Here is a 16,635-nt window from a genome sequence, read left to right as displayed (position 1 = left end):
TTATTGTCTTTTGAAGATTGGAACAGAGAGAGTTTTTGCAGCGACAAACAAATGCAAGGTATGCTTTGCTGCTCAATTCTGCCGTTCGATGTGCTGGATGCTGCAACCGCAGTGAACGGCGGCTGTGTGGCCTCCACCCAGTTTATGCTAGTACAGCTATCCACGACATCGGACGGGGTGATCTCGCACAGGTTGCCGGTGTTGCTATCCAACCCGGGTTGATGATCTTTGAAAGGGTCTGCCATTGGAACTCCTCCTTTTCGCATTGTGTTGAGATTCAGTCGAATAGCCCGAGTTGTTCGTGCTCCTTAAAATCGATCGGCTCCCAGATCCAAGGGCCGCAGGCCGTGGGTAGCGCCGAAAGAGCACCACGCATGTCCCGCCGCCAATGGGCAAACGCCGGTGCCAAGCAGCTTGAGAGCGCGTGATCGGGGCGGCCAGCCCATCGACCCATCGACGAACAGCGGGCTGAGACGCCGCGGCGCACGGCCCTTCCAGAGCCGCCGCGAGACCGCTTGCCCATGCGAGCGCATTATCCAAGCCTAAAGCAGGTGCGAGATCGGGGTGTGCGGCGAGGTCGCGCGGCGTGACATTCGCGACGTGCAGCGGATCTGGTGCAAATCTGGTGCAACAGGGGCGCGCGTTTTGCTTAATGGCTTGATTTAAAGGGGTTTTTTGGAGTTGGCGCGGCCCTTAGCAAGGGAGCGCCTTCGACCACTCGGCCACGTCTCCGCCGACGCGGTATATCCTTGCAAACGCTGGAAATACAAGGCCAATTCTGAGTGACTTAAAATTTTTCTTTGAAACCTCGGAACCCCTTGGAATCGCGTCAATTCGCACCGAAAAGCATCAGTTTTGGGTAAGATATGTCAAAGCTTTCCAAACCCTGCTCAGTCGGAAAAACGATCTGAGCAAACTGATTCACCTACGGCAGTCCAGTTGAAGAAAACACCTTTCAATATTGTTTCAGTTTTGAACTGATCGAACCCCATTCCTCTGGAATCAAAGGCAGTGGCATAAAGGGCCTAGAACAAATCCAAGACCTCCCGCCCCCTCAAATTCCATTTGACTACTGACCTTGAGACAGATGTGCACAAGCACAATACGGCACTATCCACCCAAGTCTGCTTTGTGCGGAAAGCGGGTTTCGAAAAGCCGCCTGAATGGCCCTTTACCGCCGTTTACGTTGCTGCCGCCATGTTTCGTTGCAACCCTTCAAGCCGACCTTGATCGCACCCTCAGATGACAGCCGAGGTTCCCATGATCGTCCCACCAGCCTTGGAATAGGCCATCCAAACAATCGGAAGTATTGCGCCCGAATATCAACTTCCCCGGTTGCGGATTGCGTGGGTGATCAGTCCTTTGAGGTCAGCGGGCAATGCGTTCGCCAGACCATGGCCTTTCGCCGCAACAAAGCGGATTGAGTTGAAATGATTGGGGTCAGAGAAGCTGACGACCTTGCTACGCGCATCGGTGATCGTCATCGAAGCGATGATCGTGTCGAATTTGTCTGCGATCAGGGTTGGAGCATTTCCGTCTCAATCGAATGTGATCCATTCGCATTTGACGTCCATCCACTTGCAAAGCGCAGTGGCGAGTTCGTGAAGACCAAAGCGGCCAGTTTCGCAAACACAATTCTCTCCCTTCGCATTTGCGCTTGGCGGGGGTCCTTATGGGTGTCTGATCACCGACAGCCTGATCGCTTATGAATTGCTCAGAGGTTGTCATGATCCAAGGCGCCTCTCACAAACGCGCCGTTTTCATGCTGCTCGGTTCAGGGTGCATCACGAGCAATCTATCCTGGCTGAAAACCAATGAACCTGGAACCTTTGGAAACCGCACCAGACACAGCTGTTTGCACCGATTTCCACGTTTCAGATCCGGAGCTGGCTACAGGTTCGCGAAACGCCCCGTTGTGCCACCGACCTCGGGTCAGCATCTGATGCCGGACCCCTCGTGACCCCCTGCCTTGCGCCATCAGTTTCTCAAAAGGTCTATGACCAACCGCCCCTGAGCCGTTTCCCAAAAACCTTCCCGGCCAAGAACCCAATATCCGAAATCCGATCGCGCATGGTGGGTCGACATGGGAACCAGGCTCTTGCCGTCGATCAGGTCCTGTATGATCCCCGTCCACCCAAGCGCGACTCCGGCCCCGGTCAGGGCAAGATGCAGCGCCATGCCGTGGTCGTTGACCACAACCCGGTTGTCGGAAAGACGCCAATCGTCTTCAGAGCGATCCAGCCATGCCTCCCAACTCAGCCAGCGCCTTTCCGGGTCTTCCTGTTCGATCAACGGAATGTTGGACACATCAATGCTGCCATCCGGTTGCCGGTATCGTTCGATCAGGCTGGGGGACGCGACGGGGCAAACGGTTTCGTCAATCAGCTTTCGGGCCTCAAATCCCGGCCAGTGGCCCTGACCGAAGAGTATCCAACAATCTGCCGGTTCCGGAAACAGGTCCGCGTCTTTGACCAGAGTGATCACCTTTACCTGAACACCCAACCGTTCCGACAGTTCGGGCAGGCGCGAAGACAACCAGTAGGTTCCGATTCCTGGATAGGTCGCGATTGTGAATATCCCATCGCCGTCTTTCGCCCGAATCCGGGCCGCCGTCGTTCGTATACTTCGAAAAGCTCGTGAGACAGTGTCGTACAGCTCACTCGCGTCCGGAGTCGGGACCAGACGACCGTGCGATTTCTCAAAGAGAGCGATGCCCAGATCCTGCTCAAGCTGTTTGATCTGATAGCTTATTGCCGGCTGCTGCACGTTCAGCGCCTTTGCTGCCAGCGTGAAACTGCCATGCCAGTAGGCCTCTTCGAATGCCCTTAGACCTTTGAGTGTCGGCAGACTGTCAGTCATTGAAAAATTCAATCTCGTGTTCAGAATTTTCCACATATTGTAAAGGAAAAATCTGGTTTAAACAGTCGTAAATATTCAGACACCGGAAATTGGGAGGTCCTGCTTGTCTACTGAAATCGAAAAAATTTTGAATGTAGCGCGTGAACACGCGGCCACTGAAGTTGCCCCGAATGTTGACGCCTGGAACCAATCAGGGGTTTGGCCCCGCGCTGCGTCGGACAAGGCAGGGGCAGCAGGTCTAACGGGTCTCTATGCGCCCAAGGAATATGGTGGTCAGGGGCTTTCCCTTGGCGACGGCATCCGGGTTTACGAGGAACTGGGAACAGCCGACGGTGCCTATGCCTTTGCGCTGTCGATGCACAATATCTGCACCTTCGCCGGATGCGGCTATGGAACCGAAGCCTTCAAGGAACAGTGGGCCCGTGACCTGACGTCTGGCCGGAAGCTTGCGAATTTCGCTTTGACGGAACCGCAATCGGGCTCTGACGCGACCAACATGTACAGCCGCGCCGTGATCAACTCGGACGGAACCTGGACCATCAATGGCGCAAAGGCCTGGGTCAGCCTTGCGGGTGAGGCGGATATCTATTTCACCGTGGTGAAGACAACCGACCAACCCGGGCATCAGGATATGGCGATGATCGCCATCCCTGCCGACGCTCCAGGCCTGAGCTTCGGGCCCCGCTATGAGACACCCAGCTACAACTTCCTGCCCCTGTCCGAGATGTACATGAAGGACGTTGTGGTTTCGGAAGACAATATCATCCTGCCGATCGGTCAGGGCTTGCAGGGATCGCTGATGGCGATCGACATCGCCCGCGTGTCCATCGCCTCTGGTTGCTGCGGATTGATGCAGGCCGCGTTGGATACGGCGCTGAGCTATTCCAAAAACCGCAAGATGTTTGGCGGCAAGAATCTGGACCTGGACGGCATTCAATGGATGCTCGGCGATGTGGCCACCGAGTTGGAGGCCTCGCGCCTGTTGTACCGGGCGGCGGCAAATGCGCTTGGAACGCCCGAAGGCCCCGTGATGGCTGCGCACGCCAAGCGGTTTGTCCCGGATGCGGCGGTCAAGGCGGCCAACACCTGCACGCAGGTGCTTGGGGGGATGGGGTTGCTCAAACCCTATGGTTTGGACCGCCTGTCGCGGCTCAGCCAGATGCTGCGAATCGTTGATGGCACCACGGAAATCAGCCGGGTCGTGATCGGGCGCAGTTTGGCGAAGCGGGCGAAAACCTTGCCGGACCTGCCTGTTCCGAAGGGTTTTGGAGAAACCTGAGCCAAGTCACGCTGGTCTGTTTGGGAGGGTTGACCATGCAAAAACACTTTGAAGCGATGGAAAAGACAGCGGCGAACCATGTGCCGCTGTCCCCGCTGTCATTCCTGAACCGCGCGGACGCCCTGCACGGGCACCGCACGGCCGTGATCTACGGGGACGTTCGGCGCGATTGGACCGAGGTTGTCCGGCGCGCGCGCGCGGTTGCGCGTGGGTTGGCTGAAATGGGTATTGCCAAGGGCGACACGGTTTCCGTTCTCTGCCCCAACATTCCCGAACTGTTCGAACTCCATTTCGCGGTGCCCCTGTCCGGTGCCGTTTTAAACACGCTGAACACGCGGCTGGAGCCTGAGACGATTGCCTATATTCTGGACCACGCCGACACCAGACTGGTGATTGTCGACCGTGAGCTGGTGCCGCTTTTGGCCAAGGCTTTTGCCCTGCTGGGTCGTGAGATTCCAGTTGTGGAAATCGCCGACCCCAATGCGGCGGGTGGAGAAAGCCTCGGCGGTCAGGACTATTCCGAACTTCTGAACAAAGGCGGACACGATGGTTCGGCTCTGCCCAATGACGAATGGGATGCAATCGCGTTGAACTATACATCGGGCACGTCCGGGCGCCCGAAAGGGGTGGTGTATCACCACCGCGGCGCTTACCTCATGGCTCTTGGCACCGTTGCCGCATGGCAGATGCCCAGCTATCCGGTCTACCTGTCTGTCGTGCCGATGTTCCACTGCAACGGCTGGGGGCACCCGTGGGTGTTGGCCCTGCAGGGCGGCACAATGGTGTTCACCCGAATACCCGCCGCGGACAAGATCATGACCGCAATCCACGAACATGGCGTGACTCATCTGGGCGCGGCACCGATTGTGCTGCAGATGCTGGCCGAACTGGACTATACCGGAGCCGAGCCCTTCGACCCGGCCATCAAAGTGATGACCGCTGGTGCACCGCCGCCCCCTTCGGTACTTGAGAAGACCAAGGCGATGGGTCTGGATGTCATGCAGGTCTATGGCCTGACCGAAACCTACGGCCATATCTCTCAATGCCTTTGGCAAGAAGAGTGGGCTGCAGAAGACCCGGGCGAACAGGCTCGTCTGCAAGCGCAACAGGGCATTGCCTTTCCAATGGTCGATTCCGTTGCAGTCATTGACCGCGCCCGCGGGGAAACCGTCCCCCGGGATGGCGAAACGCAGGGCGAGATCGCCATTCGCGGCAATACGGTCATGAAGGGCTATTACAAGGACCCCGACGCCACGGCCGAGGCTTTTGACAACGGGCGCTTCTGGTCCGGCGACGCCGCCGTGGTCAATCCGGACGGCTACATGCAGATTCGGGACCGGTTGAAGGACGTCATCATCTCGGGCGGCGAAAACATCTCATCGGTTGAGGTCGAGGCCGTTCTCTACCGCCATCCAGCCGTACAGGCCGCTGCGGTCGTGGCCAAACCCGATCCCAAATGGGGCGAAGTGCCCTGTGCCTTTGTCGAATTGCGCCCCGGGCAAGAGGCAAACGCTGACGAAATCATAGCGTACTGCAGGGAGCATCTGGCCGGGTTCAAGGCCCCCAAGGCCGTGGTGTTCATGGACCTGCCCAAGACATCAACCGGGAAAATTCAGAAGTTCCAACTCAGGGCCAAGATGAAATCGACAGAGACCTGAAAAGTCCGATCACCACGCAGAAAAACAACGACGCACGCAGCAAGAACGTTGCCAAAGATCCCTGGCTCGGTATCCTGCAGCGCCGGTCGGAGGGCGCATCGATAGCGCCCTCCTTTCTGCCCCTAACCCACTGACTCCGGAGCCTGAACATGCCTGTCGAAACGTTTGACTACATCGTCATTGGTGCGGGCACCGCGGGCTGCCTACTGGCCAATCGCCTCAGCAAAGATCCGTCCAAACGAGTTCTGTTGCTGGAAGCGGGGAAAAAGGACACCTACCCGTGGATTCATATCCCGGTCGGATATCTGTACTGCATCGGTAATCCGCGCACCGATTGGCTTTATCACACCGAACCCGACAAAGGTTTGAACGGTCGCGCGCTGCTCTATCCACGCGGCAAGACGCTAGGCGGGTGTTCCTCGATCAATGGCATGATCTACATGCGGGGTCAGGCACGGGACTATGACAACTGGGCCAAACTGAGCGGTGAAGAAGACTGGAGCTGGGAAAACTCGGTCCCGGACTTCAAGGCCCACGAAAACCACTACAAGCTGGACAACGGGGCCGATCCGGTAACCGGCGACAACAGCCGGTTCTCGGACCTGCACGGGCATGGCGGCGAATGGCGCGTGGAGAAGCAGCGCCTGCGCTGGGATGTGCTGGACTCGTTCGCCGAAGCCGCGAACGAGGCCGGGATCGAATCCACCGACGATTTCAACGCGGGTGACAACGCCGGAGTTGGTTATTTCGATGTGAACCAGAAGTCGGGCTGGCGCTGGAGCACCTCAAAAGGCTTCCTGCGCCCGGCGAAAGAGCGTCAGAACCTGACCATCTGGACCGAAGCACAGGTCGAACGCCTGACCTTCGACACCGCGCCCGATGGCGCAACCCGCTGTTCCGGTGCCGTTGTGCGCCGCGCGGGGCAGCCGGTGACCGTGAACGCCTCGGCCGAGGTCATTCTGTCCGCCGGAGCCGTCAATTCCCCACAGATTCTACAGCTGTCGGGAATCGGCAACGGCGCGTTCTTGAAATCCCACGGCATAGACGTGGTGCTGGACGCACCCGCCGTCGGAGAAAACCTGCAAGACCACCTGCAAATTCGCGCCGTGTTCAAGGTGGACGGGGCCAAGACCCTGAACACGTTGGCCAACAGCCTTGTCGGCAAGGCCAAGATCGGCCTTCAATATGCGCTGCAACGGTCGGGTCCCATGAGCATGTCGCCGAGCCAGTTGGGCGCCTTTACCCGGTCCGACCCAAGCCGGGCCCATGCCAACCTAGAATACCACGTGCAACCGCTGAGCCTTGAGGCATTCGGTGAAGACCTGCACGATTTTCCGGCCATCACCGTCAGCGTCTGCAACCTGAACCCGAGCAGCCGCGGCCATGTGCGCATCCGGTCGAACAAATACACCGACGCGCCGATGATCACACCGAACTATTTGGACACGGATGACGACCGCCAGGTCGCCGCCGACAGCCTGCGTCAGGTGCGAGAGATCATGTCCAAACCCGCAATGCAGAAATACAAGCCGCAGGAATGGAAACCGGGCATTCAGTTCCAGACGGATGAGGAATTGGCGAAGCTGGCCGGTGACATCGCTAACACCATCTTCCACCCCGTAGGCACGGCAAAGATGGGGCGCGAGGACGATCCGACCGCCGTGGTCGATCCTTATCTGAAGGTCAAAGGTATCAAGGGTCTGCGCGTGGTCGATGCCAGCATCATGCCCGAGATCACCAGCGGCAACACCAACGCTCCGACTCTGATGATCGCGGAAAAGGCCGCGCGCTGGATTCAGGAAGGCCGGTAGCGCGGCAGGCAGTTCTTCTGGCATGATCAGGTCGACATCTTTTTTCGAGAACATCGACACATTTTGCACAGAAAACTTGCCAAAAGCGCAGGTCATAAGGCATATTTGTATGTGTTTAATAAATACTAATTCATGTAATCGAATTTCTTGAGGCCAAACCGAGCGGCGGGCGCTATGCGCCCGGGACCACCTGTGGGGGAAGGAAGTTGGTTTTGGCTTGGTTGAGATCGTTACTCGTTATTTGCAGTGTTTTGCTACTGCCAACGCAGATTTTAGCGGAAATCGGGAAAGTCATCGGCGTCAAACAAGGCGCACAAATCACGCGCGCGGGAAAGACCCAGCCGTTGCGGGCTGGAATGGGGGTTGCTTCGGGGGATTCAATTTCGACCGACCGCAGCGGTGTGGTTCAGCTTGTTTTCGTTGATGAAACCAAGATTGCCATTGGGCCGAACGCGCGCATGATGCTGGATGTGACAATGCTGCGCGGCAACCGAAAGGCCAAGAATTTCGCGGTCCAGGCCTTGGGTGGCAGTTTTCGGTTCATTTCCGGCAAGAGCAAAAAGCGCGCCTATTCCATCAACACACCGACCGCAACCATGGCCGTGCGCGGCACAACTTTCGACCTTTGGGTCGTCCCCGGCACTCAAAGCGCCATGTTGGTTCTGCAAGGTCGGGTAGAAATGTGCGGGCAAAGCGGTAATTGCCGTGAAGCCGGGCGCCAGTGCAGCCTGCTGGCAACAACGCAGGCTGGCAATGTCGGGCGTCCTGTCGATCGGGAAAGTTATGACAAGGCGCTGGAAAACGGGTTCCCGTTCGTTCAGTCGCAGGAACAGTTGCTGGCCCCCCTGCAGATAGACGTCAGAGGATGCGGAACGGATACCCTGCCGCCGCCACCGCAACGGTCCGAGGCACGCGAACCCACTCGTGAACGCAGCGAGCAAGGCGATGTCCAAAGCGCCGCGGCTTCGGAATCGCGCAGTGAACCCCCATCGGGGCAAAGCGTCGGCAAGGGAAACGGCGGCAACATCGGCGGCAATACCGGCAGCGGCAATGGTAATGGCGGCAATATCGGTGCCAGCAGCGGCAGTGGGGATGGGCGCGGCGGTTCGATCGGGGGCGGCTCGGGCAGCGGCGGTCCGGGAAGCGGCGGCACAATCGGCGGTGGTGACACCGGTGGATTCGGGGGCGCACCCGGCGGCGGAGGCGCTGGCGGGAATGGCGGTAACAGCGGCGGCTGAAGACACATGGGCGCCGCTAGATGAGACCAGTTCAAGCGATGTCTTGGCGACACCCGCACGTTCGGGGCTGACCACGGCATCCGGAGGCTAACGTGACCGGAAAGCCCAAGGAAAGAACGGGGCGACGACGAGCCTTTCAGCTTGTGGGGCTTGGCCTGATCCTGTTCGGGTGTTTCATCAGGGTCCTTGACCCTTACCCGGTGCGGATGACGCGGATGATCTATTTCGATCTTCTGCAACGCATTTCGCCACGGGACTACAACCCCGACCTTCCCGTGCGCGTGGTGGATATCGACGAACAGTCGCTGGCAAACTGGGGGCAATGGCCATGGCCACGAACCCTGCTGGCGCAAATGGTCAAAAACCTGGGCGAATACGGCGCCGCCTCCATCGCCTTTGACATGCTCTTTGTCGAACCCGACAGATTCTCACCCGCGCGGCTGCTGAAAGACCCCTCTTTGGCCGGTGTAGTTTCGGTGGACCATCAAGCCTCGAAACTGGACAACGACGTGCTGTTCGCATTGGAAGTCGCCAACTGGCCGGTGGTTCTGGGCGCCGCGGCCCGGCAATCCGGCGATGGCAGGGCCATCACACCCCACGCCGGCATCATAGAAATCGGGGAAGCGCCAACTGCGGGTCTGGTTTCGGTCCCGCATTGGACGCCCCCTGCCCCACCGCTGGATCGCAGCGCGGCGGGCATCGGCGGGGTCAATGTTTCACCTCTGGGCGGCATGGGCATCATACGCCGCGTTCCCGTCCTGTGGGGCGGCCCGGACGGGGCACTGCCCGGGTTGGGGATCGAGGCGCTCAGGGTCGCACTGGGCGAGCCCGTCATCATCGCCGAAGGTACGCCGGACGAAGCGGGTATCATGCTGGCGGTCGAGATTGGAGAGTTTCGCCTTCCAACCACGGAAAACGGCGAAATCTGGGTCCGGTACAGGCGCGACAATCCGGATTTGTACCTGTCGGCGGACGAAATCATGCAGGAACCGGACAACCCCGCCCTGCGCGCCGAAATCGAGGGTCGGATCATCCTGGTCGGCACCTCAGCTGCGGGGCTGTTCGACATGCACCAGACGGCGCTGGGTGAATCCGTTCCGGGTGTGTCGATCCACGCTCAAATTCTGGAGCAGATCCTGACCGGCGAAATGATGAGCCGCTCGGATGTGACTGCCGCCCTCGAATTGCTGTCCTTCGTCACTCTGGGCATCGTGGTCACGGCTGTCATGGCCCGGTTCGGTGCTGTGGCCTCATTCGTGGCGGGCGGTGCATCGGCAGCGGTTGTTCTTGCCATCAGTTGGCTGGCCTTCCAGAACCAGCTGATCCTGTTCGATGTCACCTTTCCGTTGATGGGTGGCATGGCCAATTTCGGCCTTCTTGCGGGCTATCTGTTCATTTCGACCGAGCGTGAAAAGCGCGTGATCCGGCAGATCTTTTCGCACTATGTCGCGCCCGAAATCCTGGATGAGATGGAGGGGGCGGGTCATCAGCTGCAACTGGGTGGTGAAACGCAGGAAATCACCGTTATGTTCTCTGATATCCGGGGCTTTACCCCACTGTCCGAGTCGGTGTCGGCCACGGATCTTGTAACGCTGCTGAACCAGTTGTTTTCACAGATCGGAGATCAGATCCTGCTGGAACGGGGCACCATCGACAAGTTCATCGGCGATGCGGTGATGGCCTTCTGGAACGCGCCGCTCCCGGTCGAGGACCACCCCCGCCGTGCGGCACAAGCAGCGCTGCTGATGCGGCAGGCGCTGGTCGGCTTCAATGCCTCGGACGTCATGAAGGGCCAGCCTCCGATCGCTCTGGCCACGGGTTGTGCCACCGGCCGGGCCTGCGTCGGCAATATCGGGTCCAAACGCCGGTTCAATTACACCGTGATTGGGGATGTGGTGAACGTCGCCGCGCGGATCGAACAAAGCTGCCGTCATGTCGACTATGACATTCTGGTGTCCTGTTCGGTTTACGAGAAAACACGGCAAGACATGGCCATGCTAGAGGCCGGGTTTGTCGATCTTAAAGGACGAACCGATCTTGAGCCTGTATTTGTTCTGGTCGGCGACAGAACCATGCTGAATACGCCCGCGTTTCAGAGGCTGGAAGCAACCCACAAGGTTCTGATCGAGGCCATTCGGGATCGTAAGCCATCGGATCAGATCGAAATGATCTGTGAGGATTGCATAGCACAGGCACGTCAAATCGAACCCGGTCTGCTGAATTTCTACGGCGCGCTGTCCGGCCGAGCGGCAGACTTTAGGTCGGACTTCCAATCCAGCCAACTGATTTTCAGCCATCACGATCGCGAACCTACACCAACTGCCTGAGGCGTACGAACAGGCCACCAAGCTGGCGCATCTGGCACGGCGCGCCCGGGCCGCGAAGGCCGGGGCGCGTTCTTCCTGTCAGTTTTGCCCTGTTCACCAGTTCCGTTTCCCGGCGACCGTCATCATTCGGACGGCGCGCAGGATTCCAGATAGCGCCGAACGGTTTCGGCCATCCCGAATGTCAGCGCATCGCAGAACAGGGCATGGCCGATCGAGACCTCAGAGATCGACGGAATGCGGGTGATCAACTTGCGTGTGCCGCTGACCGTAAGATCGTGCCCCGCGTTGACCATCAAGCCCTGCGCCTCGGCTGCGGCCGTGGCGTCGGCCAGACGGTTAAGTTCCCTTTCTTCGGCGACCGGATCGCTATACGCACCGCCGAATGGGCCAGTATAGAATTCGACCCGATCCGCCCCTGTCTGGGCTGCATGAGCCATATGCGCCGCCTCCGGGTCGCTGAACAGCGACACGCGATGGCCGTGTTTCCTAAGCCCGGCAACCACCTCTGCAAGCATCTCGCCCTGCACCTCGAAATCCCAGCCATGGTCGCTTGTCGCCTGCGCCGGATCATCCGGCACAAGTGTCACCTGATCCGCCCGAACCTCGTGAACAAGCGCCAGAAACCGCGGGTCGGGATAACCTTCGACATTCAATTCCCGGTCCGGAAACTCGGCATCAAGCAAAGCGCGCAGCGCCCGCACATCACCGGGCCGGGTGTGGCGTTCATCCGGCCGAGGGTGCACCGTCACACCTGCAGCACCCGCCACAAGGGCGATCCGGCCCAAGTCCACCACATCCGGCCACGGGTGCTCTCGCCGGTTTCGAAGCAAGGCGGCGACGTTCAGGTTTACCGAAAGGTCTGTCATAGCCCCACCTTACAACTGAAAGGATTGAACGTGCTCGGGCAGTGGCACGCCATCGATGTTCCTCGGATCGGGAATCGGGTCGCCGACCGTGGTGTGGACGGGAATGACCCCGGCCCAGATCGGCAAGTCGTAATCTTCTTCCTCGTCCTTGGGTCCGCCGGTGCGGATCTTGGCGCTGCCTTCGGAAATCTCCATGCCCAACACCATGGTCGCCTTCAGATCTTGCGCGTGATCCGACCGCAGGGTTTCATAACGGCCCGGAAACAGGCCGTCCACAAACCGGCCGAGCTTTTCCAGTTTCTCCGCAGGGTCTTCGATCTTGAAAGCTGACCCGAACAGCGTGACTGAGCGTGAATTGACCGAATGGTGCATCCCCGATCGGGCCAGCACAAAGCCATCAAGGATCGCCACTGACAAGCACACCTGCGCGTCGCGCGCGTTGCGCAGGGCGCGACTGGCCGAGGAGCCGTGCCAATAGACATGGTTGCCCTCGCGCCATTGCAGGGTTGGCGTGACAAAAGGCCTGCCATCAATAACGTAACCCACGCTGCACATAGGCTGCGCGTCCAAAATCTGGTTGATTGTAGCGCGATCGAAATGCCCCCGCTCGTGCGATCGGCGCAGGCGCGTTCTGTCGGTGATATCCAGTGTCTCGTTCATAGTCATAGCTCGGGTTTGTTCTTGCTATGAGCGTAATGCCCGGATATTGGGTTTTATCAAATGTCCAGTTTTGAAACTTTTTCTAAGGCCAATTTGCACCGCGACCTGTTCGCGATCTCGCTGGATACGTCGCTTAAGGCGTCATTGCAGGCCCAGTTGCTGGATGCGTTGCGGTCCATTGTCTCAAAATCTCCGGATCTGGTCGGCGCGCGACTGCCTGCCAGCCGGACCTTGGCGTCCGAGCTTTCGATCTCGCGCACGACGGTTCAGGCAGTCTATGACCAGATGATTAGCGAGGGGTATCTGATCACCCAGCAGGGCAGTGGCACTTTCGTCGCCAGCGAAATCACCCATCTGTCGCAGCCGCAGCCGATCCAGCGTCCGGCCGGTCCAGTGACCGAGGAGTGGCGCCCCTTTCAAACCGGGTTGCCCGATCAAACCCTGCTGCCCCACCGGCAGTGGGCGCGCCATCTTGAACGTGCATGGCGCGACCCTACGCCCGAATTGTTAACCCGCCCGGACCCGCTGGGCTGGTATCCGCTGCGCGAGGCGATCTCGGACCACCTGACCGCGTGGCGCCACCTGTCCTGTGATCCCGGTCAGGTGGTGATCACCTCGGGCGCGCGCGAAGCTTTCGAGGTAATTTTCCACGGCCTGCTTGGCGCAGGCAAACAGATCGCAGTTGAGGATCCCTGTTGGCCCAAACTGCACGCGATCCTTGCTGACACGGGCAACAGCGCCCACCCCGTCCGCATCGATCAGGACGGGCTGGATGTAGTCCGCCTTCCGCAAGGTGCACATGCTACGATCGTCACCCCTTCGCGGCATTATCCCACGGGGGTGAGCCTGCCCCTGTCCCGCCGGGTTGCCCTGCTGGATTGGGCGCGGAATACCGATGCGCTGGTGATCGAAGACGATTATGACAGCGAGTTCCGATACCGCGGACAACCCTTGCCCTCGCTCTCGGGGCTGGACGGTCTGAACAACACGATTTACCTCGGCAGCTTTTCGAAACTGGTCAGCCCGGCGCTGAGGATTGGGTACATGGTTGTTCCCAAGAGATTTTTGCCCAACACACTGGCTTATCTTGGCCGTGTCGGTCCCCGCGCCTCGCTGATCCCACAGCCCGCATTGGCGGCGTTCATGAACAGCGGTGAGTTTGCCATGCACCTGCGACGGATGCGGCGGGTCTATGCCCGGCGGCAGAGCCACCTGCTGGATACTCTGTCCCCGGTCGCGGACCTTTTGGACCTTGAACCCGATTCATCCGGAATGCACTTGTGTCTGTCGCCGAAAGCGCCACTGATAGACCGCATGTCCGATCTTGAGATCAGCAAGCGGGCCGATCAAAACGGCCTGCGCATCAGCGCCTTGTCAGCGCACTGCGTATTGCCTGAGAAACTGCAGGGGCTGTTGCTTGGATACGCGGCCTTTGACGAGGACACGCTCTCAGACGCAGCAGAGCGGTTGATCACCATCCTGCGCGCTCAAGCCTGAGCTGTCGTTCAAAGCTGTCCCCGAGACCGGCCAAGTTTTTGCCACCTTCACCGAACATCGTGATATCATGAAAACAAGATATATATTTTCGTAAATTGGATTCGCGGTGTCTGTGAGGGGGAGGATCACATGCTTCGACTGTCTTTCTGTTTGTTTTCTTTGGCAACCCTGCCGGTAAGCGCGCTTGCGGACGCAGTTCCCAGCAAGGAAGCCGCCGAGGGGACCTTTGCCGAGCGGCCGTTCTCGCCCTATGCCAACCGGTCCTTCCCCGAACGTCCACTGTGGGGAGACACGCATCTGCATACCGGGCTGTCGCTGGACGCGGGCGCGTTTGGCAACACTTTGCTGCCGGACGACGCCTGGCGGTTCGCCAAGGGCGAGCAGGTCATTTCCTCGACCGGCCAACCGGTCAGGCTGGCCCGACCGCTGGACTGGATGGTGCTGACCGATCACACCGACCTGATGGGCTTTGCCCCCGATCTTCAGGCGGGCAATCCCGGCATTCTGGCTCAACCGAAAGGTTTGGAATGGTATGAAGGCTACAAAGCCGGTGGCGAAGACGCGGCCAAGGCGGCGTTTGATATCATCACCAACTTCTCGCAAATGACACTGCCCGAGCTTCTGCTGGAATCCTACAGCCCCGGCGCGGATGCCTTTGCCTTCACGTGGGAACAGATTGTCATGGCTGCTGAACGCCACAACGATCCGGGCAATTTCACCGCCTTCATCGGGTTCGAATGGACCTCGGTCCCCAAGGGGTTCAACCTGCACCGCAACGTGATGCTGCGGGATGGCCCGATCCGGGCACTGCAGATGGTGCCACCGGTGACGCAACCGCCCTATGGGGATACTGACCCAAAGGCGCTTTATGCCTGGCTTGAGGAATACCAGTCCAAAACCGGCGGCCGGGCCGTTGCTTTTGCTCATAACGGCAACCTGTCGAACGGTTGGATGTTCCCGACCGAAGACACCTATCACGGCGGCAAGGTTGACGAGGAATACGTGCAGAACCGCGCCAAGTGGGAGCCCCACTACGAGGTCACGCAAATCAAGGGCGATGGCGAGGCGCACCCGTTCCTCAGCCCAGAAGATCCCTTTGCCGATTATGAGAACTGGGATGTCGGCAACCTCGATATCACCGAACTGAAGACGGAGGACATGCTGGCCGGCGAATACGCGCGCGAGGCCCTGAAGCGCGGTCTGGCGTTGGAAGAAAAGTTCGGCGTGAACCCCTATAAATTCGGGATGGGCGGCGCGACCGACAGCCATACGTCGCTGGCCACTGCGGAGGAGGAGAACTATTTCGGTAAATCCGTCAGCGCGGAGCCTTCGGCCACGCGGGTGTTGCATCCCTTTGTGCAAAGCGATCTGGGCGCGTTTGAAGGCCACACGCTGGTTGCGTCGGGATACACCGCCGTTTGGGCGGCCGAGAACACGCGTGCGGCCATCTTCGATGCGTTCAAGCGCCGGGAAACCTATGCGACCACCGGCCCCCGGATTGGCCTGCGGTTCTTTGGCGGCTGGGATTTCACCGAAGAAGACCTGCTGACCCGTCTGGTTGCCGATGTCGGCTATACCAAAGGCGTCCCGATGGGCAGCGATCTACGCCCGCGCGAAGGAGATGGCGCCCCAAGTTTTCTGATCGGTGCCCTGCGTGACCCGATTGGCGCAAATCTGGACCGGGTTCAGGTGGTCAAGGGCTGGCTGGATGCAGACGGCGCGCTGCAGGAGAAGGTCTATAACGTCGTCTGGTCCGATGACCGGGCACTGGGCGAGGATGGCAGCCTGCCCGAGGTCGGCAATACCGTGGATCTGGACACCGCAAGCTGGAGCAACACGATCGGCGCGTCCGAACTGGTCACCGTCTGGACCGACCCGGATTTCGACCCCAATGAGCGCGCCTTCTACTACGTGCGCGTTCTTGAAATCCCCACACCGCGCTGGGTGCTGTATGATAAACTACGATTTGGTGTCGACCTGCCGGAAGAGGCGCAACTGATCCATCAGGAACGCGCCTATTCCTCGCCGATCTGGTACACCCCCGGCTAAGCCGTAAGCAAGCCTGGAAACCGGGCTAGATTTCAGAAGACCGTTTGACCTGCCCCCCAAGGGCAGGCGACCACGGATTGGTCCAAAACACCAACGCGTGTTTTGTCCGGCGGTCCGATCAAACTCAGATGACCGCCGAAATCACCAGCCCCCAAAAAGAGGCCCCGAGAACCAAGCCGGGAAGGATCCACCAGCCCGCGACACGTGTCGCATCGCTGACCGATATCACGTCAGGATCGGTGAAACTTCGACCGCCCAAGCTTTTCAACGCGCCGATGGTCGAGCCCTCGAACTCGGAGCTCACAAGAAAACTGTTGTCATAAGCAGGTCTGAGGCCAAGCAGTGCCGTGTTATTTTTCGATTTTCTCATGTCTCTCACATCAATTGAAAG

General features: G+C 59.2%; 12 protein-coding genes. 7 read left to right on the top strand and 5 right to left on the bottom strand.

The genetic code is table 11. The features are described from left to right. Nucleotides 1-1,322: 1,322 nt before the first annotated feature. Nucleotides 1,323-1,520 carry a transporter substrate-binding domain-containing protein gene (locus GOX63_RS07760; RefSeq protein WP_302478368.1) on the bottom strand — a complete coding sequence of 66 codons (198 nt, stop codon included), beginning with the start codon at nucleotides 1,518-1,520 and terminating at the stop codon, nucleotides 1,323-1,325. Nucleotides 1,521-1,977: 457 nt separating this feature from the next. Next, nucleotides 1,978-2,859: a LysR family transcriptional regulator gene (locus GOX63_RS07755; RefSeq protein WP_170545425.1), complete on the bottom strand. Its 882-nt coding sequence runs from the start codon at nucleotides 2,857-2,859 to the stop codon at nucleotides 1,978-1,980. A gap of 103 nt (nucleotides 2,860-2,962) precedes the next feature. On the opposite strand from GOX63_RS07755, the gene GOX63_RS07750 reads away from it, so the two are divergent. From GOX63_RS07750 to GOX63_RS07730, 5 genes are all read left to right on the top strand, one after another. After that, the gene (locus GOX63_RS07750; protein ID WP_170545423.1) at nucleotides 2,963-4,138 is read left to right on the top strand and encodes an acyl-CoA dehydrogenase family protein; all 1,176 of its coding nucleotides are present in this window, start codon (nucleotides 2,963-2,965) and stop codon (nucleotides 4,136-4,138) included. 35 nt (nucleotides 4,139-4,173) lie between these two features. After that, entirely contained in the window at nucleotides 4,174-5,796 is a 1,623-nt protein-coding gene (locus GOX63_RS07745) for an AMP-binding protein (protein ID WP_170545420.1), read from the top strand. Nucleotides 5,797-5,945: 149 nt separating this feature from the next. Continuing rightward, nucleotides 5,946-7,607, top strand: coding sequence for a GMC family oxidoreductase (locus tag GOX63_RS07740; RefSeq protein WP_170327434.1), 1,662 nt, complete (start codon nucleotides 5,946-5,948; stop codon nucleotides 7,605-7,607). Between the two features lie 356 nt (nucleotides 7,608-7,963). Next, nucleotides 7,964-8,845: a FecR family protein gene (locus GOX63_RS07735; RefSeq protein ID WP_254435886.1), complete on the top strand. Its 882-nt coding sequence runs from the start codon at nucleotides 7,964-7,966 to the stop codon at nucleotides 8,843-8,845. A gap of 92 nt (nucleotides 8,846-8,937) precedes the next feature. Further along, nucleotides 8,938-11,172, top strand: a complete 2,235-nt coding sequence (locus GOX63_RS07730; protein WP_170327435.1) for a CHASE2 domain-containing protein — start codon at nucleotides 8,938-8,940, stop codon at nucleotides 11,170-11,172. A gap of 122 nt (nucleotides 11,173-11,294) precedes the next feature. Here the strand turns inward: GOX63_RS07730 and GOX63_RS07725 are convergent, their stop codons facing one another. Further along, nucleotides 11,295-12,038 carry a pyridoxine 5'-phosphate synthase gene (locus tag GOX63_RS07725; RefSeq protein WP_170327436.1) on the bottom strand — a complete coding sequence of 248 codons (744 nt, stop codon included), beginning with the start codon at nucleotides 12,036-12,038 and terminating at the stop codon, nucleotides 11,295-11,297. Between the two features lie 9 nt (nucleotides 12,039-12,047). Continuing rightward, nucleotides 12,048-12,698 (bottom strand): pyridoxamine 5'-phosphate oxidase family protein, encoded by a 651-nt coding sequence (locus tag GOX63_RS07720; protein ID WP_170327437.1) that lies wholly within the window; start codon nucleotides 12,696-12,698, stop codon nucleotides 12,048-12,050. Between the two features lie 60 nt (nucleotides 12,699-12,758). On the opposite strand from GOX63_RS07720, the gene GOX63_RS07715 reads away from it, so the two are divergent. Next, nucleotides 12,759-14,195 (top strand): PLP-dependent aminotransferase family protein, encoded by a 1,437-nt coding sequence (locus tag GOX63_RS07715; RefSeq protein WP_170327438.1) that lies wholly within the window; start codon nucleotides 12,759-12,761, stop codon nucleotides 14,193-14,195. Between the two features lie 129 nt (nucleotides 14,196-14,324). Further along, complete coding sequence (locus tag GOX63_RS07710) at nucleotides 14,325-16,244, top strand: DUF3604 domain-containing protein (protein ID WP_170327439.1); 1,920 nt, start codon at nucleotides 14,325-14,327, stop codon at nucleotides 16,242-16,244. Between the two features lie 124 nt (nucleotides 16,245-16,368). On the opposite strand, the gene GOX63_RS07705 is transcribed toward GOX63_RS07710, so the two are convergent. Further along, nucleotides 16,369-16,614, bottom strand: coding sequence for a hypothetical protein (locus tag GOX63_RS07705; RefSeq protein ID WP_170327440.1), 246 nt, complete (start codon nucleotides 16,612-16,614; stop codon nucleotides 16,369-16,371). Between the last annotated feature and the right edge of the window lie 21 nt (nucleotides 16,615-16,635).

It is taken from the genome of Ruegeria arenilitoris (genome assembly GCF_013031355.1).
In the GTDB taxonomy this organism is placed as follows: domain Bacteria; phylum Pseudomonadota; class Alphaproteobacteria; order Rhodobacterales; family Rhodobacteraceae; genus Ruegeria; species Ruegeria arenilitoris_C.
This window is presented reverse-complemented; position numbering and strand designations above follow the sequence as displayed.

What these genes read in the sequence shown, in the direction of transcription:
- GOX63_RS07740 (WP_170327434.1), top strand. Translation starts at nt 5,946, where the DNA reads ATGCCTGTCGAAACGTTTGACTACATCGTCATTGGTGCGGGCACCGCG.
- GOX63_RS07735 (WP_254435886.1), top strand. Translation starts at nt 7,964, where the DNA reads ATGGGGGTTGCTTCGGGGGATTCAATTTCGACCGACCGCAGCGGTGTG.
- GOX63_RS07725 (WP_170327436.1), bottom strand. Translation starts at nt 12,038, where the DNA reads ATGACAGACCTTTCGGTAAACCTGAACGTCGCCGCCTTGCTTCGAAAC.
- GOX63_RS07715 (WP_170327438.1), top strand. Translation starts at nt 12,759, where the DNA reads ATGTCCAGTTTTGAAACTTTTTCTAAGGCCAATTTGCACCGCGACCTG.
- GOX63_RS07705 (WP_170327440.1), bottom strand. Translation starts at nt 16,614, where the DNA reads ATGAGAAAATCGAAAAATAACACGGCACTGCTTGGCCTCAGACCTGCT.
- GOX63_RS07720 (WP_170327437.1), bottom strand. Translation starts at nt 12,698, where the DNA reads ATGAACGAGACACTGGATATCACCGACAGAACGCGCCTGCGCCGATCG.
- GOX63_RS07710 (WP_170327439.1), top strand. Translation starts at nt 14,325, where the DNA reads ATGCTTCGACTGTCTTTCTGTTTGTTTTCTTTGGCAACCCTGCCGGTA.
- GOX63_RS07755 (WP_170545425.1), bottom strand. Translation starts at nt 2,859, where the DNA reads ATGACTGACAGTCTGCCGACACTCAAAGGTCTAAGGGCATTCGAAGAG.
- GOX63_RS07745 (WP_170545420.1), top strand. Translation starts at nt 4,174, where the DNA reads ATGCAAAAACACTTTGAAGCGATGGAAAAGACAGCGGCGAACCATGTG.